Source organism: Xanthomonas bonasiae (genome assembly GCF_014836395.1).
GTDB lineage: Bacteria > Pseudomonadota > Gammaproteobacteria > Xanthomonadales > Xanthomonadaceae > Xanthomonas_A > Xanthomonas_A bonasiae.
In genome coordinates this window covers 495,730-522,050 of sequence record NZ_JACSQX010000001.1, presented here as the reverse complement: position 1 = coordinate 522,050, position 26,321 = coordinate 495,730, and the positions used below count along the sequence as shown (strand labels likewise).

Annotated in this window: 24 protein-coding genes and 1 pseudogene; 12 read left to right on the top strand and 13 right to left on the bottom strand. The window is 66.6% G+C overall.

Annotated features, from left to right (window positions below):
* The first annotated feature begins 91 nt into the window (after positions 1-91).
* The 5 genes from H9658_RS02280 (at position 92) to H9658_RS02260 (ending at position 5,739) form a co-directional block, all read left to right on the top strand.
* Entirely contained in the window at positions 92-1,525 is a 1,434-nt protein-coding gene (locus H9658_RS02280; protein WP_191824189.1) for a restriction endonuclease, read from the top strand.
* A 548-nt stretch (positions 1,526-2,073) separates the two neighbouring features.
* Complete coding sequence (locus tag H9658_RS02275; RefSeq protein WP_191824188.1) at positions 2,074-2,700, top strand: hypothetical protein; 627 nt, start codon at positions 2,074-2,076, stop codon at positions 2,698-2,700.
* A 180-nt stretch (positions 2,701-2,880) separates the two neighbouring features.
* The gene (locus H9658_RS02270; protein ID WP_191824187.1) at positions 2,881-3,504 is read left to right on the top strand and encodes a tyrosine-type recombinase/integrase; all 624 of its coding nucleotides are present in this window, start codon (positions 2,881-2,883) and stop codon (positions 3,502-3,504) included.
* Between the two features lie 406 nt (positions 3,505-3,910).
* Positions 3,911-4,468: a TetR/AcrR family transcriptional regulator gene (locus tag H9658_RS02265; protein WP_191824186.1), complete on the top strand. Its 558-nt coding sequence runs from the start codon at positions 3,911-3,913 to the stop codon at positions 4,466-4,468.
* 26 nt (positions 4,469-4,494) lie between these two features.
* Positions 4,495-5,739, top strand: coding sequence for a DUF418 domain-containing protein (locus H9658_RS02260; RefSeq protein WP_191824185.1), 1,245 nt, complete (start codon positions 4,495-4,497; stop codon positions 5,737-5,739).
* 555 nt (positions 5,740-6,294) lie between these two features.
* On the opposite strand, the gene H9658_RS02255 is transcribed toward H9658_RS02260, so the two are convergent.
* The 7 genes and pseudogenes from H9658_RS02255 to H9658_RS02225 all read right to left on the bottom strand — a co-directional run bounded on the left by H9658_RS02255 (position 6,295) and on the right by H9658_RS02225 (position 11,499).
* Positions 6,295-6,846, bottom strand: a complete 552-nt coding sequence (locus H9658_RS02255) for a hypothetical protein (RefSeq protein ID WP_191824184.1) — start codon at positions 6,844-6,846, stop codon at positions 6,295-6,297.
* 120 nt (positions 6,847-6,966) lie between these two features.
* Positions 6,967-7,749 (bottom strand): hypothetical protein, encoded by a 783-nt coding sequence (locus H9658_RS02250; RefSeq protein ID WP_225209674.1) that lies wholly within the window; start codon positions 7,747-7,749, stop codon positions 6,967-6,969.
* Between the two features lie 33 nt (positions 7,750-7,782).
* Complete coding sequence (locus H9658_RS02245; RefSeq protein WP_225209673.1) at positions 7,783-8,436, bottom strand: DUF3299 domain-containing protein; 654 nt, start codon at positions 8,434-8,436, stop codon at positions 7,783-7,785.
* Positions 8,423-8,992: a DUF3299 domain-containing protein gene (locus H9658_RS02240; RefSeq protein ID WP_191824183.1), complete on the bottom strand. Its 570-nt coding sequence runs from the start codon at positions 8,990-8,992 to the stop codon at positions 8,423-8,425. Before H9658_RS02240 ends, H9658_RS02245 begins: the two co-directional genes overlap by 14 nt.
* 2 nt (positions 8,993-8,994) lie before the next feature.
* Positions 8,995-10,247, bottom strand: a pseudogene (locus H9658_RS23165) (ABC transporter permease).
* Positions 10,248-10,249: 2 nt separating this feature from the next.
* The gene (locus tag H9658_RS02230) at positions 10,250-10,963 is read right to left on the bottom strand and encodes an ATP-binding cassette domain-containing protein (protein WP_191824182.1); all 714 of its coding nucleotides are present in this window, start codon (positions 10,961-10,963) and stop codon (positions 10,250-10,252) included.
* Positions 10,960-11,499: a ZrgA family zinc uptake protein gene (locus H9658_RS02225; protein WP_225209671.1), complete on the bottom strand. Its 540-nt coding sequence runs from the start codon at positions 11,497-11,499 to the stop codon at positions 10,960-10,962. The genes H9658_RS02230 and H9658_RS02225 overlap by 4 nt, the downstream gene beginning before the upstream one ends.
* A gap of 166 nt (positions 11,500-11,665) precedes the next feature.
* Between H9658_RS02225 and H9658_RS02220 the strand changes: the two genes are divergently transcribed.
* From H9658_RS02220 to H9658_RS02195, 6 genes are all read left to right on the top strand, one after another.
* The gene (locus H9658_RS02220; protein WP_191824181.1) at positions 11,666-11,896 is read left to right on the top strand and encodes a hypothetical protein; all 231 of its coding nucleotides are present in this window, start codon (positions 11,666-11,668) and stop codon (positions 11,894-11,896) included.
* Entirely contained in the window at positions 11,893-12,051 is a 159-nt protein-coding gene (locus H9658_RS02215) for a hypothetical protein (protein WP_191824180.1), read from the top strand. The genes H9658_RS02220 and H9658_RS02215 overlap by 4 nt, the downstream gene beginning before the upstream one ends.
* Positions 12,048-12,770 (top strand): metal ABC transporter ATP-binding protein, encoded by a 723-nt coding sequence (locus H9658_RS02210; RefSeq protein WP_191824179.1) that lies wholly within the window; start codon positions 12,048-12,050, stop codon positions 12,768-12,770. The genes H9658_RS02215 and H9658_RS02210 overlap by 4 nt, the downstream gene beginning before the upstream one ends.
* Entirely contained in the window at positions 12,767-13,624 is an 858-nt protein-coding gene (locus H9658_RS02205; RefSeq protein ID WP_191824178.1) for a metal ABC transporter permease, read from the top strand. Before H9658_RS02210 ends, H9658_RS02205 begins: the two co-directional genes overlap by 4 nt.
* Positions 13,625-13,632: 8 nt before the next feature.
* Positions 13,633-14,622: a metal ABC transporter solute-binding protein, Zn/Mn family gene (locus H9658_RS02200; RefSeq protein WP_191824177.1), complete on the top strand. Its 990-nt coding sequence runs from the start codon at positions 13,633-13,635 to the stop codon at positions 14,620-14,622.
* 81 nt (positions 14,623-14,703) lie between these two features.
* Positions 14,704-15,984 (top strand): phospholipase D-like domain-containing protein, encoded by a 1,281-nt coding sequence (locus tag H9658_RS02195; protein WP_191824176.1) that lies wholly within the window; start codon positions 14,704-14,706, stop codon positions 15,982-15,984.
* Between the two features lie 598 nt (positions 15,985-16,582).
* Here the strand turns inward: H9658_RS02195 and H9658_RS02190 are convergent.
* The 6 genes from H9658_RS02190 to H9658_RS23115 all read right to left on the bottom strand — a co-directional run bounded on the left by H9658_RS02190 (position 16,583) and on the right by H9658_RS23115 (position 25,310).
* Complete coding sequence (locus H9658_RS02190) at positions 16,583-17,374, bottom strand: CHAD domain-containing protein (RefSeq protein WP_191824175.1); 792 nt, start codon at positions 17,372-17,374, stop codon at positions 16,583-16,585.
* A gap of 488 nt (positions 17,375-17,862) precedes the next feature.
* Positions 17,863-19,044, bottom strand: a complete 1,182-nt coding sequence (locus H9658_RS02185; RefSeq protein ID WP_191824174.1) for a vWA domain-containing protein — start codon at positions 19,042-19,044, stop codon at positions 17,863-17,865.
* Positions 19,041-21,359 (bottom strand): DUF5682 family protein, encoded by a 2,319-nt coding sequence (locus tag H9658_RS02180; protein WP_191824173.1) that lies wholly within the window; start codon positions 21,357-21,359, stop codon positions 19,041-19,043. Before H9658_RS02180 ends, H9658_RS02185 begins: the two co-directional genes overlap by 4 nt.
* 13 nt (positions 21,360-21,372) lie before the next feature.
* A complete protein-coding gene (locus H9658_RS02175; protein WP_191824172.1) occupies positions 21,373-22,455 on the bottom strand; it encodes an ATP-binding protein in 1,083 nt (360 codons plus the stop codon).
* Between the two features lie 27 nt (positions 22,456-22,482).
* Entirely contained in the window at positions 22,483-24,009 is a 1,527-nt protein-coding gene (locus H9658_RS02170) for a DUF5691 domain-containing protein (protein WP_191824171.1), read from the bottom strand.
* Positions 24,006-25,310: an SWIM zinc finger family protein gene (locus H9658_RS23115; protein ID WP_318241163.1), complete on the bottom strand. Its 1,305-nt coding sequence runs from the start codon at positions 25,308-25,310 to the stop codon at positions 24,006-24,008. The genes H9658_RS02170 and H9658_RS23115 overlap by 4 nt, the downstream gene beginning before the upstream one ends.
* Before the next feature lie 520 nt (positions 25,311-25,830).
* Here H9658_RS23115 and H9658_RS02160 point away from each other — a divergent pair.
* Complete coding sequence (locus H9658_RS02160) at positions 25,831-26,106, top strand: hypothetical protein (protein ID WP_191824169.1); 276 nt, start codon at positions 25,831-25,833, stop codon at positions 26,104-26,106.
* Positions 26,107-26,321: the final 215 nt, after the last annotated feature.

Here is a 26,321-nt window from a genome sequence, read left to right as displayed (position 1 = left end):
TAGGTGTGCCCGTAGAGGTCCCGGCCCGCCGGCTCGGTAACCTTGGCCAACCAAGATACACTGCAACCAGTGTCTCGAGAGTGTCCGCTTGATGAGCGAACCGGAGTGGAAGCGTTACCAGCAAGCCACGGCCGACGTATTCCGTCGGCTAGGTTGCAACGCGCAAGAGGATCTGCCGGTTGCGGGCCTGCGGGCGACTCACGCGGTCGACGTCCACGCCACCTTTCTCCGCGCAGGCATCCTTTGCACATGGATCATCGAGTGCAAGTTATGGAAGTCACGAGTGACCAAGGAAAAGGTGCTCGCCCTCAAGAGCATCCTCGAGGACGTTGGCGCGGACCGCGGCATCATCGTTAGCGAAATGGGCTTCCAGTCCGGGGCGCAGGATGCTGCCCGCGGTACGAACATCACCTTGGTGACCTCTTTGCAAGAGTTCGAGCGCACTGCGTTGGCGGCCACGTCCGAGGCCCCGCTGGCGCTGGTCAGCGCCTGCGATTCAATTCCGCTCTACCGGTTTCCACAGCACTCGCCGCACGAACTGCTCGTGGTTGAAGACACTCTAATCACGGCCAACTGGCAAGACGGCAGCATTTCATTGGTCGACCCGGCGAGAAAAGTCATTACTCGTACCTTTGAGCTCGACAAGTACGAGGCGTTTTCGCCGGGTGACGGCGCCCGCGTGATTCGAACGCATCCACCCGGCAACTTGGTACTCGCGGACGGCCGCCTCTTCCTTGGCCAGGTGTTCTCCGAGGTCGTGATTGTCATTGATCTCGCTACCCAAGCGATCATCAAGCGCATCCCGGTGCCCGGTGGGGGCGAAGGCGAGATGGCAGTCTCGCCAGACCAGAAGACGGTCTACTTCGCCAGCAACAAGACCAGCCACTTTTTCATTATTGACAGTGCCACCTACGCGTTCGAGGTGGTGCCCTACCCACAGGGCGGGCGCGGCTGTATGTCCCTACTGCGGCATCCAACCAAACCGCTGCTCTACATCGGCATATCGCGCGGTGGACGCATCGCGGGGCGAGCGTACCCTCATGCGAACTGCTACGTCGCGACATACGACCTCGCGCGACGGGACTACATCAGTACGGCGCAACTGGCTGAGGTCACCAATGGCCAGACCGACGACGCGACACCGGCGTGCCTGACCTACGACGCCATCTACGAACGGGTGTACGTAGGCATGTTCCATTCGCGTCGTGGGATCTGTGTCTTGGATCCGGACACGGGCGCGTGGCGCCGGGACGTGCGGTTTGAACGCACCTCGAACAACACAACGCCATTTCCCTGGGTTGACCCGCTGCGCCAAGTAATTGCTGGCTCGCTGTTGCTCAGCGTGAGCCGCAACAACCGCGAACTGGTCAGCTTAGATCGCGAATCCCTAGAGCCCAAGGCCTCCGTCTATCTGGGCGAAGGACGCAGCTGTCCTGGTGATCTGATCGTGTGGCGGGACTTCGCGGTGGTCAGCAATCCCGCGCTACAGGGATTGCACTTCGTCCCGCTCAGTATGCTGGCCTGAATCTCGATACTTGCGCAGCATGCCCGGAGTGCCAATTGCCTGAACTTAGATGGATCGCTGCAAACCCACGTGGTCCCTGAAGCTCTGCAAGATCCTTGTCGGTGTCATCCGTCTCTAAGTCCGCTTTGGGTCTGAAGTTGCCCTTCCCTACCCCCGATAAATCTTCCTAATCCGCCGCCCCGCCGATGTACGCTTCCGGCCAGAAGCGGACTGCGGGAGTACCTACCCTCTTTCGAAATGTCATTTCGTTCTCACATCCAGAACGATCCGCGCAGTTAGACCGCCCTTCAATAAGCGGCCCAATCACCTTGGCAAAGGCCACAGGCGATGCGACCCCAAACGCCACCACCGCCCGGGCAATCGCCAGCTCGAAGTGGTCGCCCGTCGCCGTGAAGACAGACCCAGTCTTGAGTGGGTGCACTACCGTCTGGGCCCCCGTTGCGACGGTGGCCTCAAGTGTTTGCCTTTCACACTCTGTTCCCCTTTGGGCAGCCTGATATGACACACCTCGGATACAATCCTGCGGACTTCAACAGGGAAGTCCGGGCATGCAGATATTTGGAATAGATGACGCAATCTTCTGGAACGCGGCGTCTGCTGTTGGCTCCATATTTTCTGCAATTGGAACTGCAGCGGCTGCGGTTATCGCCCTAGTGATTTGGCTGCGAGATCGTGCATATCGGAAGCACGACAGGGACGCAAATGCACGAGCCCTCGCAAGCCTCTTATTTGGCGAACTCTCCACTGGCGTGATGAAAGCTCAAGTTGTGTATTTCAAGCTCTTGGAGCTTGGAACTAAAGTTCCAAGCGTGAACGACCACTTTGCAGGCCACCCAGAGGAGTTCGCGAAGGGATTGCCCCTGATAATGGAGATACGAACTCCGCGTTTAGAGAGGCTCATCGAGGTCTTGGGGACCCTCCCTTCAGAAACGACAATCGCGTTGACAAATTTCTTGGTTTCGCTTTCCGCGCTGGAGGGAATTTATAGAACCCTCACAGCGCCGAACCACGACCCGAAGAACTTTGATGCAGATAGCGTGGAGGCAGCAACTGATTGCATCAAATCTCTCCATGCTGATGCCAGAATTGCCTACCTGAAATTGGCAGCTACGCTGGGTAAGAGCCCTGCACAGATCAGAAAGCTAGCTGCTGACCTACAAGCAGCGCCGAACTAGTGACGACCTTAAGGAGTCGGAATCACTAGCCGAGTGCATCACGAAGATTTGAAGGGCGGGAAGCTCCTCCTGCTCAACCCGGCTCGCGCCGAGAGACGTGAAGATGTCCGCTTCGGGTCGCATCACGCCATGCTTCTAGGCTTGGGAGAAGCCTGACCAACCCTTCATCAGGAGTTAGTCATGGCAATTCTTTACACATCTCAGCCTCACGAGGCTTGGAACAAAGGAAAGCTGATCGGCCAGAAGGCGCCGCTAAAGCTGAAAGACATTTGGGCCATCCGCATCAGGCTACAGCTTGGCCACAAGATCCGTGATCTCGCCCTGTTCAATCTAGCGATCGATTCCAAGCTCCGCGCTTGCGATCTGGTAAAGCTGCGGGTGTCGGATGTCGCCCACGGTGGACAGATTGCGTTCCGCGCCATGATCATGCAGCAGAAGACCGGCCGGCCCGTCCACTTCGAGATCACCCAACTGACACGGGAAGCCGTACAGGCTTGGATCACCCATGTTGACCTCAAAGCCTCGGATTTCCTTTTCAGCAGCCGAGTATCGGACTCACCTCACTTATCAACGTGGCAGTACGCCAGAATTGTCCACCGCTGGGTGGAAGAAGCCGGCCTCGACTCCGGCTCCTACGGCACCCACACGATGCGCAGGACCAAAGCTTCGCTGATCTACCGCAGGACACGAAACCTCAGGGCGGTCCAGCTATTGCTGGGGCATACGAAGCTAGAAAGCACCGTGCGCTACCTAGGCATCGAGGTCGACGACGCCTTAGAGATCGCCGAGCAAACGGATGTCTAAGCCCAAGAGGCCACTCCTCGACCGGCAAGGTCGAGGAGTGGCCAGAAGAAGAAGTTCAAAAAGTGCTGCGAGACCTCGCCCGAAAGAGGGAACCTCAGGAGGTTGCTACTGATCGCTTCGCAACCCTGAGCATCCCTTCCGGCCACTATGGGGAGTAGCACATCGATCGAACGTTTGGCCCTGCCCCGCGTACTCCGTGATGGCTAGGATCAGCACGATCCACGGCAAGGCCTGGACCTTTGCCGCCAGCACCGAACACGCCTGAGTTCAAGCGCCGGGCCAGCCAAGCCAAACGCGATGCCACGCCTGCTCCCGGCGATGTCGTGGGCAGGGTCCGCCTGCGCTTGACTTGAAATGATACTGACCAGTCTATATCATCCGCCGGGAATCCACCGCCGGAGTGATCATGAGCAAGGTTCGCGAGCGCATCCTGGATGTCGCCACCAATCTGTTCTATCGGCAGGGGATTCAGGCGGTTGGCGTGGACGCCATCATCAGCAACGCGGAAGTCGCCCGCATGAGCTTCTATCGGCACTTTCGGTCAAAGGAAGGTCTGGCGTTGGCGGTGCTGGAGCGGCGCGACGAACGACTCTGCGCCTGGTTCGAGCAGGAGGTCGAGCGCTTGGCGCCCGATGCAAATCTGCGGCCGCTGGCAGTGTTCGACGCCTTGGCGATGCGCCTGGCCAGCCCCGACTACCGCGGTTGCGCCTTCCTCAACACCATCGCCGAGACGCCGCTGCCCAGCCACGCACTGCATCGGGCTGCGGCTGCGCACAAGCACCGCTTCGAGGCCTACTTCGCCCGTTTGTTGCGAGCGGCCGGGCTGGACGAAAGCGCGGCCGGCGATCTCATGCTGCTGTTCGACGGGGCCGTGGTCACCGCGGTTCGCGAAGGAAACCCGACCCCCGCCACGCGGGCAAAAAACATGGCGGCGCGGGTGCTCGGCATCGCGCAGGCGAACTGAGTCAGTGTCTTACTGAGAGAGTAGTTATGTCTGCGGAAGTTGTGTCGCAAGGCCCTGTCGCTCGCGGCGAACGGTTGTTGCAATTGGATGTGCTGCGCGGTCTGGCCTTGTTCGGCGTGCTGCTGGTCAATATCGGTTACTTCTGCGGTGCCGATTTGGCGCGGGAAGCCGGGGTCGCCTATCCGCTGGGAGACTTCGGCGGCTTGGCCGGCGACCTCGTTAGGGTGCTGTTGGAGAACAAGGCGGCGGCGCTGCTGTCGATCCTGTTCGGTGCTGGCCTCGCCATCCAGGCCGATCGTGCGTCCGACAAGGGTCAGTCGCGCTGGCCATTTGCGCTGCGTCGCAGCGCGGTGCTCGCCCTGCTGGGCAGCGTGCACACGTTCTTGTTGTGGAACGTCGACATCCTGCTCGACTACGCACTGATCAGCTTGATGGTTCTGCCCTTCCTGCGGCTGTCGGCCGGCCGGGTGTTGTGGGCGATCCCGGTGGTGCTGATCGTCTCGGCGGTGATTGCCGGTCCGATGGAGGCGCTTGCAACGGATCTGCCGCCGGCGCAAACCTACGCCCTTGGTCTCCAGCACTACGGGCAAGGTGGGTGGCTCGACGCCCTGCAATACCGATGGTGGGAAACGCTGCATGTGATCGGCCCGATGCGTATCGCCAATCGCTTCGTCATCCTGGCGCCGTTCTTCATCGTCGGCGTTGCGGCCTGGAAGGGCGGATGGCTTTCGGCACCGGACGCGCATCGGCGCCGGCTGCGGCAGGTCTTCGTGCTCTGCTTCAGCTTCGGGCTGGTGGCCAACGCGGTGCCGCAGGAGGCGCTGCATGCCTGGGTGAATCAGCTTGCGCTGCAGCCGCTGCGGGTCTTGATTAAGGCGACCTTCTTCTTCGCAAAGTTCGCGCTGACCCTGGGCTACGCGGCCGGCATCCTGTTGCTGCTGCAGCGATCGCGCTGGCGCGTGTGGCTGGGTGTGTTCGCGCCGCTCGGTCGCATGGCGCTGACCCAATACCTGCTGCAGTCGCTGGTCTGCACATGGATCTTCTACGGCTTCGGTCTGGGCCAGTACGGGCGGATGCCGCTCGACCTGGCGCTGGCGCTGGGCGTGCTGCTGTTCGCTCTGCAGGTGATCAGCAGCCGCTGGTGGTTGGCGCGCTTCAGCATCGGCCCGGTGGAGTGGCTGTGGCGGCGATTGAGCTACGGCGGCATTCGCCAGCGCCCACCGGCGCTCGCAGCGGCCGGGGCGGAGGCTGAACAGGCCCGAAGCCGGTAGCGTGGGTGATGCCGCGTCGCGGCATTAGCGCCGTGTTTTTTGCGCCTGTCGGCGTGGTGGTGTGCGGGCGGATTCAGCGCCATGAGCGCGTCGCTGCGGCCGCCGGCGTCGACAAGACCCGGATACTGGGATGCCGTCAATCTACCTCACAGCCGCGCCGGCTACGCGGCCTTCTTTGGCTGAGCGCTGGCAGAACTCCCAGGGCCGACTAAATTGGGAGGATTGCGCCGAACGAAGCTGAAGAAGACCTTGCCCATGCTGCTACACCCGATCCATCACGGCAAGGGAATGTTATGGCCCGCTACCGTCACGTTGATTACAGCCCACAACTGCTTCCGGTCGACCTCCAGGCGCAGTAGGTGCCGGCCAGCAACCTTTGGTGGAGGCCGTCATGTCCGCTTCGGGTCGGTAGCTGCCATGTGCCCTACCCCCGATAACGCTCCCTAATCTCTCTGCCCGATTTGGTGCGCTCCCGGACGGGAGCGGGACATGCCTGCTTTAGAAATGCATTAACCCGCATGGCGAGCGGCGCTTGCTTTGAAGAACGGTTAGCCGTCAATCACTGACCTTGAACGAATACGTTGATGGTTCAAGTTTAAACAGAACCCCGGCAAGATCCATTTGCAGCGCCAACTGTTCCTTGCCAAGGCTTTCGCGCATGTCATTACAGAGGTTGCGGAAAGCGAGTATCTCTTGCTCTTTTTCCAAAGTGCCGCCTTGTAGCCAGAATTGCTGCAAGCTTTTGACCACAGGAAGATCCGCCGTCAGCAAGATACGCGTCTTGGCGTCATTGAGATGGGCCAGTTCTTCGACTTCATCTTTAGTGCGTCCCGCACGGCGTGCGGTGAACAAAAGTGAGGTCGATCTCAGGAAGTCTACATAGGCAGCCATCCTCATTGCCGCGAGCTCATCTTGGCGTGCGCGCTTGGCCGCAAATATATGACCCAATGCAACGCCGGCGAGCGCCGAAACGCCGGAAAGCAATGCCACTAGAAACGCTGAAAGTTGCATCGGCGAGTCGTACCTGAGTTTAGCCGCGCCGCGAAGCGGTGCCGGCTTGGATGCATTGTTAGCCACGGCCACGGCAAATGCTACGGCAGCGGGCACTTCCGCTGCAAAGCCGGCTCGCTTGTCGGGCTCAGGTACGGCGCCGCGAACGCCAACTCTTCGGGGCCACCGCGATCTGCCCAGATCCAGCAACCACAGCAACAGAAGAAGCAACAGCACTCAGCGGCAGGAGTCGGGCAACTTGTCCAGCATGCCGGCCACCACCGGCGTCAGCCGGTTGGCGACCTCGGGCGGAATCGCGTCGCCAGCGCGCAGCCCGCTTTCGCTGCGGGCCTGTTCGCAGGCCCTGACGATCCGCGCGCGCGTGCCGGCCCAGAGCGCGCTGCACTGCCAGCCACTGCGGCCCAGCGGCAGCACCGTATAGGCGATCGACTGGCATTCCTGTGCGGCGCGTGCGCCCAGCGGCTGGCCGGCATACTCGTGCGGTACCGTGTCCAGCGTCGGCTGGTAATAGCTGTCGGGGAACGCCGCCGAATAGCGCTCCGGGTCCAGTTGCAGCGGCAGGCCGGTCGCTGCCAGGTCGAGCGCGCGCCCGCACGGTGCGGCTGCGGCGATGCGCTGGATCGCCTGGTAGATCGGCTGGTCCAGGTCCTGCTCGCGCGCAGTCACCTCGGACGTCGCGGCCAGCACTGGCAGGCGCGCGCGGTTGGCCATTTTCGCCAGTTCCCCGGCATGTGCCGGCGCGCAGCGTTCGCGCACGCTGGCCGCCAGCAGGAACGCCACGTCGCGGGCGAATGCGGCATCGCTGTGCAACAACGTGGCGATGCGCTTGCCGGCCGCATCGTCGGGCAATGGCGCGACATGGAATGCGGGGGCGACCGGCGTGCGGACCGCCGCGGTCGCCGCGCCCGACGTCGGTTCCGTTTGCCGGTGTGCGCGCAGCGCCAGCAACACACCGCCAGCGACGGCGAGCGCGCATGCGGCGAGCGCGATCCAGCGCATGCTTGGCGATGTAGGCCGCATCGATCCGCGCCCTCAGCCCTTCACTGGGGTGATCGACGCGTCCTCGGCGTCATAGGTCGCGTTGGCGATATGCGCCTTGAAGCTGGCCAGATGCAGCCGCCCCTGCAGATGGAACGGGTCCCACAACTCCGGCACGTCGATCGGCGTGCGCAGCACGACGTGCAGGATCTGGTTCGGTGGCGGCGGCGGCACGTGGATGCAGGCGCCATAGAACGGCACGAACAGCAGTTCGCTGACCTTGCCCTGGTCGTCGCTTTCCAGCGGCACCACGTAGCCGTCCAGGGCGAAGCGTTTGCCTTCCAACGCCTTCACCACTTCCGACGAACCGAACTGCGCGGCGCGCTGGGTGCCGGAGTGGTCGATCGGCATGCCGTTGACCATCGAGGGGCCATCGTCGCCGGCCGCCTGGTCCATCGCGGTGCTGTCCCCTCCCCAGCCGGCACTGATGCGCGGCGGTGGGCGCTGGTAGATGTCGTTGGCCGGCGCCAGTTGTTCCCAGCGCTCCACCGTGTCGGCGACACCGGTGTCCGCCGCGGTCGCCGCGGTCGCGTTCGCCGCTGCCGTCGACGCTTTGGATCTCGTGCCGGTCTGCCCGTCGTGACCGTGGCAGGCCGCCAGCAGGCACAGCACCGCGGCCAGCGGCAGATGGCGATCAATCTTTTTCATAGGGATGCAGACGGGCCTGCTCCATCGTGTAGGCGGTGCCGGCGAGTTCGCCGTGCAGGGTCTCGGCGCGCAACTGGCCGGACAGATAGAACGGGCTGTACATGTCGGGCGGGTCGATCGGGGTGTCCAGGCGCACATGCACGATCTGGTTCGGCGGCGGCGGCGGCACGTGGATGCAGGCGCCGTAGTACGGCACGAACAGGAACTCGCGCACGCGGCCGGCATCGTCGCTGTCCAGCGGCACCACGTAGCCCGGCAGCCGCACCTTGCGCGCCAGCACCGCCGCCACCGTGTGGTAGGTGCCGGTCTGCGGCATCGCATGATTGCCGCTGTGGTCGACCTGCGGTTCACCGGTGTTTTCCAGTGCCTGCAGGTCGGCGGGCGGCAGCATCGCGGTCCAGTCCAGCTCGCGGTAGCCGTCGGCGTCGGGCTCGCCCAGCGGCGGGTCGATCGGCGCGTCGGCGAGCGGCGCCGGCTGCGCCTTTGCGGTGGCGGGTTGACGGCCGCAACCGCACAGCAGCGCGAGCGCCAGCAACGGAAGCATCCAGCGGCGCATGGTCACAGCTCCGGCGACAGGCCATCGGCCAAGGTGCGGCGATAGGCCAGCAGGGCCGGCACGATGCCGGCGAGCACGCCGGCCAGCAGCACGCAGCCAAGCCAGCCCCATTCCACCGCGCTGGGCGCGATGCGGTTGATCGCCAGGCCGAAATGGTCGAGCACCCAGCCGCGCGCCAGCCAGCTGGCCGTGCTCACCACCAGCAGCGCCAGTGCGCACGACACCACGGTGACCAGGCCGGCCTCGAACAGAAGCAGCCCGGCGATGTCGCGCGGCCGCGCGCCGACCGCGCGCAGGATCGCCATCTCGCGCCGGCGCTCCTGCAGCGTGGCCACCAGCAGCGCGACCATCGACACCAGGCCGAGCAGCACGACCAGCGAGGCGATCATGCGCAGCGCGCCTTCGGCGGTGCCCAGCGTGCTCCACAGCTGCTGTAGGGTCACGCCCGGCATGATCGCCAGCATCGCCTCCTCCGGGTATTCGTTGATCTGCCGCTGCACCGAGAAGGTGGCGATGCGGGTCTTCAGGCCGAGCATGAAGGCGGTGATGTTGTCTGGGGTCAGGTTCATCGTCCGCGCCTGCTCGGCGCTGACGTGCTGGCCTGGCAGGCGCACGCCGGAATGCCAGTCGATATGGATCGCCTCGATCGCCTGCAGCGACACCAGCACGCTGGAGTCAACGGGCGTGCCCGTGCGGCGCAGAAGGCCGACGATCCGGAACGGCTTGTCGGCGTGGGTGGCCAGGCTGATCCGTCCGGTGCCATGTGTCAGCACGATCTCGTCGCCGACGTGCCGGCCCCCCCCCCCCCCCCCCCGGCGCCGATCACCGCATCGTAGAGATCGTCGAACGCCCTGCCCTGCGCGAACGCCAGCGCATGCCGCGCGCCGTAGTGGTAGTGCGCGAAGAAGCCGGTGCTGGTGCCGACCACCCGGTAGCCCCGGTAGGAATCGCCCAGCGACAGCGGCACCGCCCACTTCACTTCGGGCATCGCGGCCAGGTCCTGGTAGCTCTTCCACGACACGTTGTTGGTGGCGTCGCCGATGTGGAACACCGAATACAGCAACAGGTTCACCGGCCCCGAGCGCGCGCCGACGATCAGGTCGGTGCCCGACACCGTGCTGGCGAAGCCCTCGTGCGCTTGCGCGCGGATGCGCTCCACGCCCAGCAGCAGCGTCACGCTCAGGGTGATCACCAGCACGGTCAACGCCACGCCCAGGCGCCGGCTGCGCAGGCTGGCCAGGGACAGCTTCAACAGGGTCATCGCGCACCTCCGGCGCTGGCGCGGTTGAGCGTGGCCAGGTCGGCCTGGACGTCGAACAGCGGCGCGATCGACGGATCGTGGCTGACCACGATCGAACTGGTGCCGCCATGCCGGCATTCGGCGAACAGCAGCTGCAGGAAGGCCTGCGCCGCGACCGGATCGAGCGCCGAGGTCGGCTCGTCGGCGAGCAGCAACGGCGGCCGTGCGATCAACGCGCGCGCGGCGGCCACCCGCTGCTGCTGGCCGACGCTGAGGCGGCTGGCAGGCCGCGACCACAGCGCCGCCACGTCCAGCCCCAGCGCGACCATCAGCCGTTCGATCTCCGCGTCCAGCGCCTGGGTGCCGGTCGCCAGCCGGCCGCGGCGCGCGGAGAACTGCAGGCCCAGTGCGATGTTGTCGCGCGTGCTCAGGAACGGCAGCAGGTTGAATTGCTGGAACACCACGCCGCAGTGGTCGGCACGGAAACGGTCGCGCGCCGCCTTGCGCAACGCCGCCAGGTCCTGCCCGGCGACGCGCACCCAACCGGCATCGGGCTGCAGCACACCGGCAATCAGCGCCAGCAAGGTGCTCTTGCCCGATCCGCTGGCGCCGCGCAGCAACAACTGCTGCCCGCGCGGCAGCGCGAACGCGGCAATCTCCAGCACCGGGGCGGCGGCGCCGGGATAGCCGAAGCGCACATCACTCAGTTCGACGACGTGGTGCAGGCTCATCCCGGCAGGTTCACCCGGGTCTGCCCGGCCACCGCCTCGGTGCGGTCCTGGCCCGCCGCGGTGGCGACGTTCACCACCACCTTGTGCAGCCCCGCGAAGCGCTGCGGCAGCAGCACCTGCAGGTGATCGAGCCGGGCCGGATGCGCGCACTGGAACGCGTAGTAAGCGTGGAACTCGGCATGGCTATGGCCGGGTTCGTCCGGATCCGCCATCGCCACGTCATAGCCCTCGGTGTTCACCTGCGCACTGCGCAAGGAACAGGCCGCAGCGACCGGGAACTGCAGCCAGCGGGCACCGCGCAGCGTGGCGACTGCGGCATCCAGGCGCTGGCGCTCGTCGGCATCGCGCGCCGGATGCTCGAAATCGAGGATGCCGATGCCCGGCGCGCTGAGCTGAACCTCCAAGGCCGTGCCATCCACGGCGACATCCAGGTTGGCCTGGCCGTGCACGTGCGGGCCGTGATGACGGACCGCGTTGGCAGCGACGGGCAGGCTGGCCGAGGCGACCAGCAGGAACAACGGAATGGGATGTCGCATACGGACCACGCGGGTTAAGTTATAATATTACACTATTGAAAAACAGGCCGGCGATGCAAGCCTGACGCTGCCCTCAGTCAGCCGCGGTTCGCCTCCGGCCACCAACAGACCCCACCGCACGGCGGGCGCATGCCCCTCGTTTGGCGCCGCAAGCACAGGACATCCCATGTCTCTTCTCATCATCCCGGACAGCTACGCCGCCTGGCGCCACTGCATCGAGGTCGAATGCGGCCTGAGCCTGCACCAGGCCTATATCGAGCAACGCATCGCCGCGCTGAACGACCACAACGACCACCACACCCAGCAGTTCGTGCGCTGCTGGGGGGAACCGCTTCGCCAGCAGGTGCTGCAGTGGTTCGCGCAGGCGCACGCCGAACGCGCCGACGGTCGCGCGTGAGCCATCCCTCGCCGCCCGCGGCCGCCGTGCCCGTCGCCACGCCGCCTGAGCCGTCGAACGCCGGCGACCCGCTGCTGCTGGGCGCAGTGCCGCGGGTCGCGCTGGCCGCGGCGGTGTCGCTGCTGCTGTGGATGGGCTACGCCCTGATCCGATGACCGCGCTCAGTCTGCAAGGTGTCAGCGTCTGCTACGACCGGCGCGCGGTGCTGTCCGCGCTGGACCTGGACATCGCGCGCGGCAGCCTGGTCGCGGTGGTCGGCCCCAACGGTGCGGGCAAGACCACGCTGCTGCGCACCATCGCCGGCGAACTGCGGCCGCAGGCGGGGCAAGTGGTGCGTGCCGCCGGGCTGGCCTGGTTGTCGCAGCTGGCTGCAGTCGACCGCAGTTTTCCGATCGATGTGCAGACGTTCGTGGCGATGGGGCTGTGGTCGCGCATCGGCGCCTTCCGCCGCCTCGATCGTGACGACAGGGCGCGCGTGGACCGCGCACTGGATGTGGTCGGACTGCGTGCGCTCGGGCGCCAGCCGATCGGTGCGCTGTCCGGCGGGCAGATGCAGCGCGTGCTGTTCGCGCGGCTGTGGCTGCAGGACGCCGCGCTGATCCTGATGGACGAGCCGTTCACGGCGATCGATGCCAGCACCGCGGCCGACCTGCTTGCGCTGATCGACGGTTGGCATGCCGACGGCCGCACCCAACTGGTGGTGCTGCACGACCTGCGGCTGGTGCGTCGCCACTTCCCGCGCACGCTGCTGCTGTCCGGCGACCTCGTCCTCTACGGCCCCACCGCCGAGGTGCTGGCGGCACCGCAGCTGCAGCGCGCCGGCATGGCCCGCGATCCGGACAACGCACTCGCCGCGGATGGAGCGCCGGCATGAGCGCGCTGTGGCACCCGTTCGCCGAATTCGCCTTCATGCAGCGTGCCCTGCTCGGCTGCCTGGCGATCAGCCTGGGCGCCACGCCGGTCGGCGTATTCCTGCAGCTGCGGCGGATGAGCCTGACCGGCGATGCGATGGCGCACGCGATCCTGCCCGGCGCGGCGGTCGGCTTCCTGGTCTGCGGCCTTTCGTTGGGCGCGATGACCCTCGGCGGCATGCTGGCCGGCATGACCGTGGCGCTGCTCACCGGTGCGGTGTCGCGCGCCACACGCCAGCGCGAGGATTCGGCGCTAGCCGCGTTCTACCTGATCTCGCTGGCGCTGGGCGTGCTGCTGGTCTCGTCGAAAGGCTCCAACATCGACCTGATGCACGTGCTGTTCGGCTCGGTCCTGGCGCTGGACGATGCCGCGCTGGCGCTGCTGTGCGCGATCAGCGCGATCACCCTGCTGACCTTGGCGCTGCTGTACCGCCCACTGGTGCTCGAATGCGTGGACCCGATGTTCCTGCGCACGATGAGCCGCTGGAGCATGCCGGTGCACCTGGTGTTCCTCGCCCTGGTGGTGTTGAACCTGGTCGGCGGCTTCCAGGCGCTTGGGACGCTGATGGCGGTCGGCATCATGATCCTGCCGGCGGCGGCGGCGCGCTTCTGGGTGCGCCGGTTGGCCGCGCAGCTGGTGCTGGCGATGGTCATCGCGGTGCTCGCCTCGGTCGCCGGGCTGCTCGTTTCCTATCGGCTAGGTCTGCCATCCGGCCCAGCCATCATCCTGGCCGCAGGCCTGTGCTACCTGGCCTCGTTGGTAATCGGCCCGGTCGGTGGGCTGGCCCTGCGGCGTTTCCACTACGCTTCCTGCTGATCGCTCCCATGTCCGCTTTCCGTCTCCTCTCCAAGGGCGCCGCAGCCGTGCTGGCGCTGTTGCTGCTGTTTTCCGTCTCGGCCTGCCACGAAGACGCCCCGCCGCCGGCCAACGCCGTACCCGCGCGGCTGAAGGTGGTCGCCAGCTTCTCGATCCTCGCCGACATCGCCGCCAATGTCGGCGGCGAACGCATCGCGCTGACCACGCTGGTCGGCCCCGGCGGCGACAGCCATGCCTACGAGCCCACGCCGGCCGATGCGCGCGCAGTCGCCGCCGCCGACGTGGTGCTGGTCAACGGCCTCGGCTTCGAGGGGTGGATCGACCGCCTGATCGAGGCCTCCGGCTACCGCGGCCCGGTGGTCGTCGCCACGGCCGGCATCACGCCGCTGGCGGCCAACGTAAGCGCGCATGCGCACGCACACGACGACGACGGCCGCGCCACGCATGACCACGCCGCAGACACGCCCGACCCGCACGCCTGGCAGCGCCTGGACAACGCCCGCATCTATGTCGGCAACATCGCCCGTGCCTTCGCCGCCGCCGACCCGGCCGGCGCCGCCGTGTACGCCGCCAACGCCCGCGCCTACCAGCAACGCTTGGACGCGCTGCAGCGGCAGCTCGCCGCGCGCATGGACGCAGTGCCGCGCGATCGCCGCACCGTGATCTGCGCACACGATGCCTTCGCCTATCTCGGCCAGGCCTATGGACTGAGCTTCCTGTCCCCGCGCGGGCTGTCCACGCAATCCGAGCCCTCGGCACGCGACGTGGCCGCGCTGATCACCCTGGCGCGCGAGCAGCGCGTGGACGCCCTGTTCCTGGAGAACATCAGCGATCCGCGCCTGCTCGACCGCATCGCCGCCGAGACCGGTGCGCGCATCGGCGGCACGCTGTACTCGGATGCGCTGTCGGCCGGGGACGGGCTCGCACCGACCTATCTGGAGCTCATGCGTTACAACGCCACCGCACTGGCCGACGCGCTGCAGCCACCGGTGCGCTAGGCCAGTCCCCACGACGCCGGCAGCGTGCGAGCGCACAGCCGCATGGCGTCCACTTCCCCAGTCATCGCAAGGACTCCAAACGTGCCTCTTTCGTCCCCTGTTCGCGCGCGTCCCGCGCGCCGCTCCCTGCACGCCGCCCTGGCCTGCCTGCTGCTGTCGGCAACGACCGGCATCGAGGCCCGGCCGCAGCCCTCGCAGTTCCAGATCGTCGAAAGCGTGCCCGAAGCCAGCCTCTACGGCGAGCCCGGTGTGCCGCGCACCCAGCAGACCTGGCTGGCGATGATCAACGGTGCCAAGCGCCGCATCGACATCGCCGCGTTCTATCTCTCCGAAAAACCCGGTACCGGCCTGACCCCGGTGCTCGACGCACTGGCCGCCCGCGCCCGCGCCGGGGTGACGGTGCACCTGCTGGTCGACCACAGCTTCCTGGCCAAGAACCCGGACAGCGTCGCCTGGCTGGGCAAGGTGCCGGGCATCACGGTGCGTGTGCTGCCGGTCGATACGCTGGCCGGCGGCGTGCTGCACGCCAAGTACATGGTCGTCGACGACGCCAGCGTGTTCGTCGGCAGCCAGAACTGGGACTGGCGTGCGCTGGAGCAGATCCACGAGATCGGTGCGCGCATCGACGATGCACGCTTCGCCAAAACCTTCGCCGCCAGCTTCGATTTCAGCTGGCGCCTGGCCGACGAAGGCAAGCTAGCCAAGGCGCAGGCGCGCGGCGTGCAGCCGCCGGACTTCGCCCCGGCCACCGCCAGCGATCCGGTGCTGCTGGATGCCGGCAGCGACGCGCCATTGATCGCCTTCCCTGCCTTCAGCCCGCCGACGCTGCAGCCCGCATGGGTCACTGCCGAGGAGCCGGCCCTGGTCGACATGATCCGCTCCAGCCGGCATGCGCTGCGCATCCAGGTGATGACACTCTCGGCGATCCGCAGCTTCGGGCCCGAGGGCTGGTGGGCGCCGGTCGACAGCGCCATGCGCGATGCCGCCGCGCGCGGCGTGCAGGTGCACATCGTCGTCGCCGACTGGGCGCTGCGCGAACCGATGCAGGCGTATCTGAAAAGCCTGGCGGTACTCCCGAACATCACGGTGAAGTTCAGCAGCCTGCCGCCAGCACCGGAAGGCTTCATTGCGTATGCGCGCGTCGAGCATGCCAAGTACGCGGTGGCCGACGACCGCAGCAGCTTCATCGGCACCGGCAACTGGGAATGGAGCTACTTCAACACCGCCGTGGACGCCTCGGTGTTCGTCAAGGGCAAGGGCCCGGCCGACACGCTGACGCACATCTTCGACCGCGACTGGAACGGCCCCTATGTCACTACGCTGCAGCCGGGCCAGGACTACAAGGCGCCGCGCACCGAGTAGTCCCTTGCGCCCTGGCATCGCCCGGAAGGCGCGTGCCTTCAGGGCTCGAGAAGAGTTTTTCGGAAGGTCCGCGTTCCATCACGTCATGGGCGGGTCGAGCGCCTGCTTCCACGCAGTCAACGTGTCGATCAAGGCGAGCGCGCTGCGGCGCGCAGTGTCGGCAGCGCTGCGACCTGCCGAGCATCCAGTGTGGTCCGAAGGGGTATGCGTCATCCGAAACGCTCTTCAGAATCTCTTACCTGCAATAGACATCCGGAATCCGCGCCTATTCGCGCGGACCGGCCTGCCCTCGGTAAACATCTGCGTTCGCTCTACCCTGCCCCGTCTGTGCAGGCCCTGTAGTAATCCAGGCACGCGACACCATGCGCGCTGACGTGCAGTCCAGTGGATTCAGTAGCCAGTGGCCGGACGTCTTGCCAGCGAGGAGATACTGGATGTAGGCGAGCCGGACGCCCTGTTGCTCGGCAGTCCAAGGCGCTTGCTTCACGCCATAACGCCGCTTCAAGTCCCCAAAAACCCGAACGCCTAGCGCTCGGCGGAACGCTCCAGGTACTGCTGGCATGGATTGAGTGGAAACATCGAAGAGCTGGGCTGGAACTCACTTGGGCAGAGCGCGGTCCAGTTCTTCGTCAATGGCAGCGAGGAGCAGCTTTCGCTGCTCAATGCCGGTCATCCCTCTGACCAGGTTGCGTAGCATCCGCAGATCCTGGCGTCGTCCCAGGCTGTCGCTCAGCTGACGAAGCACTTTGGCATTGCCGACGGCCTTCTTGGCCTTGCCAGCCGAGGACACATCCATGCCGAGGCGTTGCATCGCTTCTATCTGCATACGCAGCCGGCGAACCGTCCTTCGCCATCGATGGAGGACTTCCGCGTCCTCCGAGCCAGCTGCTTTCTTTTGCGCCTTCACCAGCCGTCGTGCACTGCGTTTGTAACCAGCCCAGATCGCATCGGCTTTAACCTCGGCCCAAGGTTGCATCCTCAGCAGCTCAGCCACCTTCTGAACCGCGGTCCGACGACGGGAGAAGCCCGGATCCTTGAGAAGTTCAGCGGCAAGCACGTGCTCACGTCGAACCTCCAGCCGCCGCAACAGCGCTCCCCACGGCAAGCCTTGACGCTTCTTCTCCATCCATCGCGCCGAATCGACCACCACGTGGCTGTCCCGCAACGCCGAAAGGCCCTTTCCAATCCTACGGAGGCGTTGGTCCTCTGTCGCCAAATCCAGAGCGGTGCCATCGAAAAGCCGTAACAGAGCCCGCAGGCGCCGGATGCCTTTGCGCGCGGTATGCACTCCTTCGTGGACGTCGGTCCCCGGGATCAGCGCTGCAACGATGTCCGAGCATTCCTGGTGCGCCAACTCCAGCGCTTTGGCGCCAACGCCTCTGACTGGCATCTCTACCTCTCCGGAGACCTTTCAGAAACAGTAGTTCCAACCCCATTCCTCCTGCGCTTGCCGATGCCGACCGATACCCGGCTTCGCAAGATCGTGCAGGGGACGCGGAACGGTGAGACTTGGGCGCGACGCGCGGGCATGAACGAGCATACTCTGGCATACCTGCTCATGCACCAGACCGGCATGAGCTTCGGTGTTGGCGCCAGCAGCTTGCCCTGATGCTCGCCGTCAAATCGTTGAGCACGGGGGCTCGGCACAGCAGATCGTCGATGACTTCGGCTACGCAAGCGCAGGCAGCTGCGTCACGACGTTCGGCAAGGCGCTGGGCGTCTCGCCGGGCGGCTACATGGCCAAGCGGCGCAATCGCTCATGACTGGCATCCGGCATCTGGCTCCTCATTACCCCGATAGACCTTCCTAATCGTACTGCGTTCGCGCTGCCCTGCTCCGTCTGTGCGCCATGCCTCGCTGCGCGATCCAGTGAAGACCTCAACGCGTCGTCAACAGCCCCTGCCCGCCTGCCCATTGGTTGATGTCATCGCAGCGGATCGCAGCGGCCATCAGCCCCGGAAATGCATCCGGCGTGCAGGCGAACGACGGGACGCCCAGCGTCGCCAGCTTGCCGGCCAAGGTTCGATCGTAGGACGGCGCACCCTCGTCGCTGAGTGCCAGCAGCACGATGAACTGCACGCCGGCCTCCAGCAGCTCGCGGGCGCGGGCCATCAGGTTGTCTTCCACCCCGCCCTCGTACAGGTCGGAAATGAGCACCAGGATGGCGTTGTGCGGTTCACGGATGATGCCCTGGCAGTAGCTCACCGCGCGGTGGATGTCGGTGCCGCCGCCCAGCTGCACGCCGAACAGCAGATCCACCGGATCGTCCAGCTGCTCGCTCATGTCCACCACTTCGGTGTCGAACACCACCAGGCGGGTGGCCACCGCCGGCAACGAGGCCATCACCGCGCCGAAGATGCTCGAATACACCACCGATGCCGCCATGGAACCGCTCTGGTCGATGCACAGCAGCACTTCCCGCTGCGGCTTCCTTGCCTTGCGGCCATAGCCCACCAACTCCTGCGGTACCACGGTGCGCAGTTCCGGCTGCCAGTGGCGCAGGTTGCTGCGGATGGTGCGGTGCCAGTCGATCTCGGCCAGGCGCGGGCGGCGGTTGCGGCGGGCGCGGTCCAGCGCACCGGTCACTGCGGAGCGCATGGGTTCCTCGAGTTGGCGCAGCAGGTCGTCCACCACCTTGCGCACCACCATGCGTGCGGTTTCCTTGGTCTCTGTCGGAATCACCCGGCTCAGGCCGATCAGGTTGGCCACCATGTGCACGTCCGGCTGCACCTGCTCCAGCATTTCCTTTTCCAGCAGCATCTGGGTGAGGTCCAGCCGCTGCAGGGCGTCGCGCTGCATCACCTGGACCACGGATGACGGGAAATAGCGGCGGATGTCGCCCAGCCAGCGGGCCACGTTCGGGGAGGACGCCCCACGCCCACCGCGGCGACCCAGGCCGCCGGGGCCATCGGGCTCGTACAGCGCGGCCAGGGCCTGGTCGATGCCCTGCAGGCTCTGTGGCAACGCGCCGCAGCTGCGATCGGCCTCCTGGCCCAGAATCAATCGCCAGCGCTGCTCGCGCGAGGTGGGGGTGTCCAGTGCGTCGGTGGTATCGGTCATGCGGGCAGCCCGAGCAGTTCACGCAGCATCGGCAACGCGCGTTCGGCGCGTGCCGCATCCCAATCCGGGGCCAGCACGGCCACGGATTTCTGCACCGGGGCCCGCTTCACGCGGGTGCCCAGGTCACGGCGATCGGCGGCCTCGAAGGCCGCGAAGGTACGCCGTACCAGCGGCAGCACGCGCACCAGCTGCGCCTCGTCCAGCGCCACCACCCATGCGTCGATCATCCGCCACACCGCATCGTCGTGCAGCAGCACGGTGGCGTTTCGGTTGAGGAAGCCATCCAGCCACTGCGCGGCTTGCAGCGGCTCGGCACCCGGCGACAACTGTTGCTGCAGCTGCACGTGCACCAGTTCGGCCTCCACCGCCTGGGTGTCGAACAGCAAGCGCAGCGCAACGCCGCGCAGCAGCGCGCTGCACGAAGACGACAGCGCCACCCGCAGCAATGCATGCTGCCAACCGGCGCTGCCGTCTGCGTCGTCACGCAGTCCAATGGCGCGGTCGGCGTCCAGCACCACGGTGCGGGCCTGTTCGGCGCGCGCTTCGTCCAGGCTGGAAAGGGCCAGCGTCAGGCCGATGACCGCACGTTCCAGCATGCTGTCGAACAGGTGCGCCACCTGCACGCCCTCGGTCTGACGCACATTGCCGTAGCGGTGGATGTTGGCCAGCGGCGGCAGTGCGCCGAGCAGGGCCAGCGGATCGGCATCCGTGGCTGCGCGCGCCTCCAGCTCGGCGGCAATGGCGCGCACCGCCTGCGGCAGATCGGCCAGCAGCACCTGGTCCACCAGTCCGGAAAGTTCCGGCAACGCTTCGGCCTTGCGCGCCTGCGCGATGGCCTTGCTGGAAGCGGCGTCCCGCAGGGTCTGTCCGTGGCGGCTGGCCTCCACCAGATCGACCAGGAAGTGCGGCTGCCATGCCAACTGCCAGACCTCGTGGAAGGTGCCGCGTGCGGAATGCCCCGTGCGCGCAAGCCTGCCCCATTCGACGCCGATCAGTCGCAGGCGGTGCAGCAGGTGGCTTCGCGCCAGGTCGTTCTCCTTGCGCAGGTCCAGATCCAGGGTTTTTTCCAGCGCCTCGGGTTTCAGGCGCAGGCGTTTCTGCTGGGCTTCCAGGTCGCGCTGCAGCGGTACCACCGGCACGCTTTCGGGCACCTGGCCCAGCGCGTCGCCCACCATGAGGCGTTCGCGGATGAGCCGCATGGGCGCGTCGTCGCCATTGCAGATGACGGCGCGGCTGGCTTCGGCAATGTCTTCCAGCCCCGGCGAAGGATGGCCGCGAAGCGCGGCCAGGGTGTCGGCCAGGCGCGTGGCTTCAATGAGATGGGCCGGGGAGCAATCCAGCCCGTGCTCGCGCAGCAACCGGCCCACGCGGGCGTACCAGCCCACGCTGCGCTGGTCGTGCGCGCCGGCGTTGCGCCACAGGTAGTCGTACCAGCCTGGCGCGTCCACGCCGGCACCGTAGCCGCTTTCGGCACTCAGATGGCGGTAGGTCCACGGCACCCAGGTGCTCTGCGTCTTGCGCTTGGGCATGCCCTTGAGCAGGCGGTTGTCTGCGGTGGCGCTGTTGGCGCGCAGGGCGGCCGGCTGCAGGGCCGGCACGTGCCAGGCCCCGCACACGACGGCAACGCGCGCGAATTCCTTGCTGGCGCTGCGCAAGGCGGTGCGCATGTGCGCCTCGCGCACGGCCTCGTGCTCGCCGCGCAGGCCGGGGTGTTCCGGCGCGTGCTCGCGCACGGCGGCCATGGCCTCGGCAATGGCGTCGAACAGCCCCCGCCCGTTGCCCCGCTCTTCCACCATGTGGTTCCACCAGGCCTCGCCGTCGGAATGGCCGGCGGCGCGCGCCAGCCAGTCCAGTGGATCGGCCGGGCGCGCTTCGGCGTCTTCTTCAGCGGCAGATCCGGCGTCGCCGTGGGGCTGCACCGCTGCTCCATCCGCTGTGTCCAGCGCATCGGCCGCCTCCGGCACCGTGCGGTCCGCGCGGGCCTGCGCCTGCCATTCCAGTGTCAGCGCCGGGGGCACGTCCATGAAGCGCACCGGCACGCCGTTGCGCAGCGCCCAGCGCATGGCCTGCCATTCCGGCGAGTACAAGGCATAGGGATGGAACACCGCCAGCTGCGGGTCGTCCACGCTATAGGAAAGCAACGCCACCGGCGGCTGCATCCCCGCCTCCAACACGTGCGGCAGCAGCGCCTCGGTACCCGCCGGGCCTTCAATCAACACGCAGTCCGGCTGCAGCGCCTCCAGCGCGGCCAGCAGGCTGCGTGCGCAGCCCGGGCCGTGGTGGCGGATGCCGAAAAGGGAGATGCCTTCGCTCATTGGCGCGGGCCGCTCAGACGTGCTCGCGGAACGCGCGGTACAGGTCTTTCCAGTCGTCGCGTTCCTTCACCACGGTTTCCAGATACTCCTTCCACACCAGCGCGTCCTGCACCGGATCCTTGACGATGGCACCGATCATGCCGGCGGCCATGTCGCCCGGGCGCAGCACGCCGTCGCCGAAGTGGCCGGCCAGGGCCATGCCGTTGTTGATCACCGAAATGACCTCGGCGGTCGAAAGCGTGGCGGTGGGACTCTTCAGCTTGGCCTTGCCGTCTTCGGTAACGCCGTTGCGCAGCTCGCGGAAAATGCGTACCACCCGCGCGACTTCCTGCAGCGCCGGCGGTTCGGCCGGCAGCTCCAGCGCCACGCCCATTTCGGCCACGCGCTTGACCACGATGGCCACTTCGTCCTCCTCGCTGGAGGGCACCGGCAGGATCACCGTGTTGAAGCGGCGCTTGAGCGCGCTGGAAAGCTCGTTCACGCCCTTGTCGCGGTTGTTGGCCGTGGCAATCACGCTGAAGCCGCGCACGGCCTGCACTTCGCTGCCCAGCTCCGGCACCGGCAGGGTCTTTTCGGAAAGCACGGTGATCAGCGCGTCCTGCACATCCGCCGGAATGCGGGTGAGTTCTTCGATGCGCGCGATCTTGCCAAGGCGCATGGCGTTCATCAGCGGGCTGGGCACCAGCGCCTTCTCGCTGGGGCCATTGGCCAACAGTTGCGCGTAGTTCCAGCCGTAGCGGATCTGCTCTTCGCTGGTACCGGCCGTGCCTTGCACCAGCAGGGTGGAATCGCCGCTGATGGCCGCGGTCATGTGCTCGGACACCCACGACTTGGCCGTGCCCGGCACCCCGAACAGCAACAGGGCGCGGTCGGTGGCGATGGTGGCCACGGCCACTTCCATCAGGCGCCGGTCGCCGATGTACTTGGGGCTGACCACAAAGCCGTTTTCCAGCGTGCCGCCCAACAGATAGGTCACCACCGCCCACGGCGAGAGGATCCAGTTGGCCGGGCGCTGGCGGGTGTCCTGGCGACGCAGTTCTTCCAATTCTTCCGCGTATTGCTGTTCGGCGTGCTGGCGCAGGACGGCAGTGCTCATGTTGGCTCCAATGAAAGGTCGTGATGATTAGAAAGCGGAACGCAGGGCCTGGCGCAAGGCCAGAAGTTGGCGTGCCTGGTGCACGCAGTCGCGCATGGCCTCGGTGGCGTCGGCCGGTGCGTCGGCCACCTGCACCTGCGACAGCGCGGAGGGGTCGAGCACCGCCAACAGCTCCAGCAGCGCGTCGCGCAGGGTGTAGTCATGACGCAGGAACTCTTCGCCAAACAGCGCGCCCAGCCCGGCAGCCAATTGCCGCGAGTAGGCCGCGCTGAGAGTCTGGCCAAGGCCCGTGCTGTCCAGCACTTCGCCGAACAGGCGCTTTTGTTGAAGTTCGGTCGCACTGGTGGGCCAATGCCGTTCGCGTTGCGTCGGCGGGAGCATGGCCAGCAGGTCGCCCAGGCTCATGTGCCGTTGCTCCACACCGATGAGGGCTTCCACCCATTCTGGTTCGCTGGCGTCCACACGCTCCAGCCAGGCGCGCAACAGCGCGTCGTACCAGTCCGTGCTGCGCGCCCAGGCCAGTACCTGCGCTGGCGCTTTTTCCAGGGTATGGCACCACCAGGCCAGCGGCAGCTGGCGCGCCAGTTGATAGAGCCACCAGGCACGCTCACCCAGCAGGTCGTTGTTGGGGCGTTTGCTGTCGATGGCGGCGTCGGCCCAGCCGGCATCGGCCGCCGCGGGGGCTTCCAGCGTCCAGGTCGTACGGCGCATCAGCCCGCCGGGCTGGTGCCGCAGCAAAGCGCGCATCTGCGCCTGCACGTACTGCGCGTGCGGCGTGGACGGCAGCCGGGCCAGCATCGGGCCCGCCAGCAGGCGCACCTCGCGGCTGCGGTCCTTCAACAGCGGCTGCAGCAGCGGCGCGTCGGCCTCGCTCAGCTGCGGCTGCAGCGCAGCGACGAAGTCCACCCGCTCGCGCGCGGAGAGGTCTTTCAACGTGCCCTGCAGGCGCGCGCGGGCGTCCTCGGGGTTGTGCGCACGCAGTTGCCGGAAGGCCAGCAGGCGCGCATCAAACGCGCCTTCGTTCCACATCTGCTCCAGGTCCGCCGGTGCATCCGCTTCGACCGCCGTCTCTGCCGCGTAGGCCCAGTCTGCATTGCAGGCCGCCAGCCAGCGGCCGCGTACACCCAGCACCGGGCGCAGGCCGGGACGCAACGCGCTCAGGCGCGCACCGGCTTCCAGCGCCTGCGGCAGCACTGCCACCGGCAGGTGCCGGTTGCGTGCGGCCAGCTGCGCGCAGGCCTCGTAACGGGCGCGCTTCATCCACGGCGACGGCTGTGCAGCGCTGAATAGTCCCTTCAACAGCGGCGCCCAGGCGTGACCGGCGGGCAGCACCAGAGGATCGACCTCCGCAGGCGGCGGCAGGGCCACCGGCGCGGCCATGCGCAAGGCGGCGCGCCGGCAGGCAGCCAGGACGCCCACCTGCCGGCTGTAGCCCAGTGCGGCGTCTTCCTGCGTGGCCACGGCGGCGAGCACTTCGCCCAGCGCGCCTTCGGCGGGGATGGCCTGCGCGCGGTCTATGCCCAGCAGGGCCGGCTTCAACCATGCCTCGTTCATGCCCCGCTCCTTTCCCAGCGCTCGCCCGGCGCGTTCCACGCGGCAAGTGGCAGCAGCGCCTGGCCATCCCACTCGCCCATCAGGCACAGCGGGTGGCCACCGGCAAATGCCATCAGCGCCCAGCCCTGCATCGGCGGCAGCCGAAGCGGCAGCGTGCCTTCGGCGTGCTGTACCCAGGCGTTGCGGCCATCGTGTGCCACATGCGCGACTCCCAGGCGCATGGGCACCTGCGGCAGCCATGGGTTGGTGGCGTACGCCTGCGCGGCGGCGTCCAGCGTGTCTTCGCGCGGCGGCGCCGTAGCGGCGTCCATCCCCGCTTCCACTTCGCCCGGCACCGCGCGCAGCGGTACCGTGCCCGCGTGGAAATGCAGCGTGCCCGCATGAACGTGGCCGTTGCGCCAATGCTGCTCCCAACCACGCCCACCGTGGCTGTAGTCCTGCAGCAGCGCGGCCCGCCCGCTTTCCAGCCCGTGCAGCCACACGCGGCGTTCCATCAAGTTGCCCGGATGTTCGATCATGTGTTGGCCCTGCACGTGCCAACGGTCGCGCACGGTCTCGCCTTCCCGCTGCACCGCGTCGCGCTCCATCGGCCAGCCCAGTGCAGTGCGCAGGTCCGCCTGACGCGCAGCGCTGAAGGTTTCCATGCGGGGCACCGCCTGGGTGAGCAGCTGCAACAGCCCCAGGCATTCGCCCAGTTCGGCCAGCTGGGCGAGGTCGCGCCCGCCCCCGCCCAGCGCTCGTTCCAGTTGGCTGGCCAGTCCCGGGGCCTGGGCATCCACCATGCGCGCCATCATGCGCTGGGCTTCCTGCTCGAAGCCCGCGCCCAGGTTGGCCAGCCCCTGGCGGAACTGGTCGGCCACCCAGCGCTGCAGTTCTGCCGCGCCGGTTTCCATGCGCGACCAGCGTGCCTGTTCGCGCTTGGCGGCAGCGGCCGCCTGCGCCTGCGGATCCGGCGGGGACACGCTGGCGGCAGCTTCCTCCTTCCGGACCGCACGGGCACGGCGGCCCTGCATCCACTCGTCCACCCAGGCCGGGCGCTCGCTCGGCACGCAGCGCGGGTTGCCGGCGGCATACAGCAGCATCAAGGCCAGGCCATGCTTGCAAGGGAACTTGCGGCTGGGACACGAGCAACGGCTCACCAGCGTGGTCAGCTCCACCTGGGTCTGGTATGGCTTGGCGCCGCTGCCTTGGCATTCACCCCACAGGGCTTCGGCGTCGGCGCCGAGCAGGCCCCACTTTCCGTCTGTGGCCAGACCACCGGCCGCCTTGCTTGACGATGCATCAGGCGCAAGCGCGAGCACCTGCTCGCGCGTGAGTCGCACTTCCATATCCGTACTCACATCAGATTGCGGAGGATGATAGCCGAGGTTGGACAGCTGCAGAAATCATGGCTGTTGAGGGTGCTGGTGAAGACGTCCCTCCAGCGAGTTGCAACGTTTTCGCGGCAGAGTTCCCAGGAAGAAATGTCATTCGCGCGATCTGTTCGCTTCCGAGCAAAGCAGACACACCGCTACTCCGACAATGATCCCTAGTTCCAGTCTGTTTGCCCGGATCCATCTACTCCCGATAGACCTCCTCAGTCGCATCTATCCGCCCGACCGCACACACGATCACCAGATCCCGCTCATTGATCCGATACGCATACCTGGCGTGTGACGCAAGCGGAAATACCAGGGCGCCTTCCCATGCCCACGAAGCCTTAACTCCCACCCCCTATCCTACCGACGCGCCGCACGACGCCCGCCACGTCCTCGCGTGGATCGTGGAGCACACACCACGTCGCCGGCCACCAACGGACATCGACATCGCAAAGGAGACTCCATGAAGAAGCTGCACGTACTCGTGTTCGCCGGATGCCTGCTCGGCCTGAGCCCGCTGGCATCCGCGGAGGTCGTCAATCTGACCAACAGCGCCGATGGCGCCAATCGCGACGCCGGCATCGCCGCGGTGAAAAAGAAGCTGCAGGAGGCCTGCACGTCGCGCAAGGGCACGCCGGATCTCGAATCGTTCGAGGTGGTGTTCGAGAAGACCAGCCAGAACCCGGATGTTCCCAAGCCCTACTACGTGGACGGCAAGCTCAAGTGCAATCTGCCGTAAGGCCGATACCGGCGCTGCACCGGTCCGCGCCTTGAAGCCCCGTTCCTCGAACAAGGCCCCGCTCGCGCGGGGCCTTGTTTTTGGCGTGCCGCATACCGCGATAGCCTCTTCGGCACAAAGCCAGCGACACCCCGGCGCCAGACCCGCGCCCTCCCTCGCCCGGTGCCCGCTGCTGATATAGTCCGGCGAGCACGATGGGCATGGTGCCCGTCCAC

Excerpts from the sequence above, each read along its gene's own strand:
- H9658_RS02280 (WP_191824189.1), top strand. The coding sequence starts at position 92 with ATGAGCGAACCGGAGTGGAAGCGTTACCAGCAAGCCACGGCCGACGTA.
- H9658_RS02275 (WP_191824188.1), top strand. The coding sequence starts at position 2,074 with ATGCAGATATTTGGAATAGATGACGCAATCTTCTGGAACGCGGCGTCT.
- H9658_RS02270 (WP_191824187.1), top strand. The coding sequence starts at position 2,881 with ATGGCAATTCTTTACACATCTCAGCCTCACGAGGCTTGGAACAAAGGA.
- H9658_RS02265 (WP_191824186.1), top strand. The coding sequence starts at position 3,911 with ATGAGCAAGGTTCGCGAGCGCATCCTGGATGTCGCCACCAATCTGTTC.
- H9658_RS02260 (WP_191824185.1), top strand. The coding sequence starts at position 4,495 with ATGTCTGCGGAAGTTGTGTCGCAAGGCCCTGTCGCTCGCGGCGAACGG.
- H9658_RS02250 (WP_225209674.1), bottom strand. The coding sequence starts at position 7,749 with ATGCGCTGGATCGCGCTCGCCGCATGCGCGCTCGCCGTCGCTGGCGGT.
- H9658_RS02245 (WP_225209673.1), bottom strand. The coding sequence starts at position 8,436 with ATGAAAAAGATTGATCGCCATCTGCCGCTGGCCGCGGTGCTGTGCCTG.
- H9658_RS02240 (WP_191824183.1), bottom strand. The coding sequence starts at position 8,992 with ATGCGCCGCTGGATGCTTCCGTTGCTGGCGCTCGCGCTGCTGTGCGGT.
- H9658_RS02230 (WP_191824182.1), bottom strand. The coding sequence starts at position 10,963 with ATGAGCCTGCACCACGTCGTCGAACTGAGTGATGTGCGCTTCGGCTAT.
- H9658_RS02225 (WP_225209671.1), bottom strand. The coding sequence starts at position 11,499 with ATGCGACATCCCATTCCGTTGTTCCTGCTGGTCGCCTCGGCCAGCCTG.
- H9658_RS02220 (WP_191824181.1), top strand. The coding sequence starts at position 11,666 with ATGTCTCTTCTCATCATCCCGGACAGCTACGCCGCCTGGCGCCACTGC.
- H9658_RS02210 (WP_191824179.1), top strand. The coding sequence starts at position 12,048 with ATGACCGCGCTCAGTCTGCAAGGTGTCAGCGTCTGCTACGACCGGCGC.
- H9658_RS02205 (WP_191824178.1), top strand. The coding sequence starts at position 12,767 with ATGAGCGCGCTGTGGCACCCGTTCGCCGAATTCGCCTTCATGCAGCGT.
- H9658_RS02200 (WP_191824177.1), top strand. The coding sequence starts at position 13,633 with ATGTCCGCTTTCCGTCTCCTCTCCAAGGGCGCCGCAGCCGTGCTGGCG.
- H9658_RS02190 (WP_191824175.1), bottom strand. The coding sequence starts at position 17,374 with ATGCCAGTCAGAGGCGTTGGCGCCAAAGCGCTGGAGTTGGCGCACCAG.
- H9658_RS02185 (WP_191824174.1), bottom strand. The coding sequence starts at position 19,044 with ATGACCGATACCACCGACGCACTGGACACCCCCACCTCGCGCGAGCAG.
- H9658_RS02180 (WP_191824173.1), bottom strand. The coding sequence starts at position 21,359 with ATGAGCGAAGGCATCTCCCTTTTCGGCATCCGCCACCACGGCCCGGGC.
- H9658_RS02175 (WP_191824172.1), bottom strand. The coding sequence starts at position 22,455 with ATGAGCACTGCCGTCCTGCGCCAGCACGCCGAACAGCAATACGCGGAA.
- H9658_RS02170 (WP_191824171.1), bottom strand. The coding sequence starts at position 24,009 with ATGAACGAGGCATGGTTGAAGCCGGCCCTGCTGGGCATAGACCGCGCG.
- H9658_RS02160 (WP_191824169.1), top strand. The coding sequence starts at position 25,831 with ATGAAGAAGCTGCACGTACTCGTGTTCGCCGGATGCCTGCTCGGCCTG.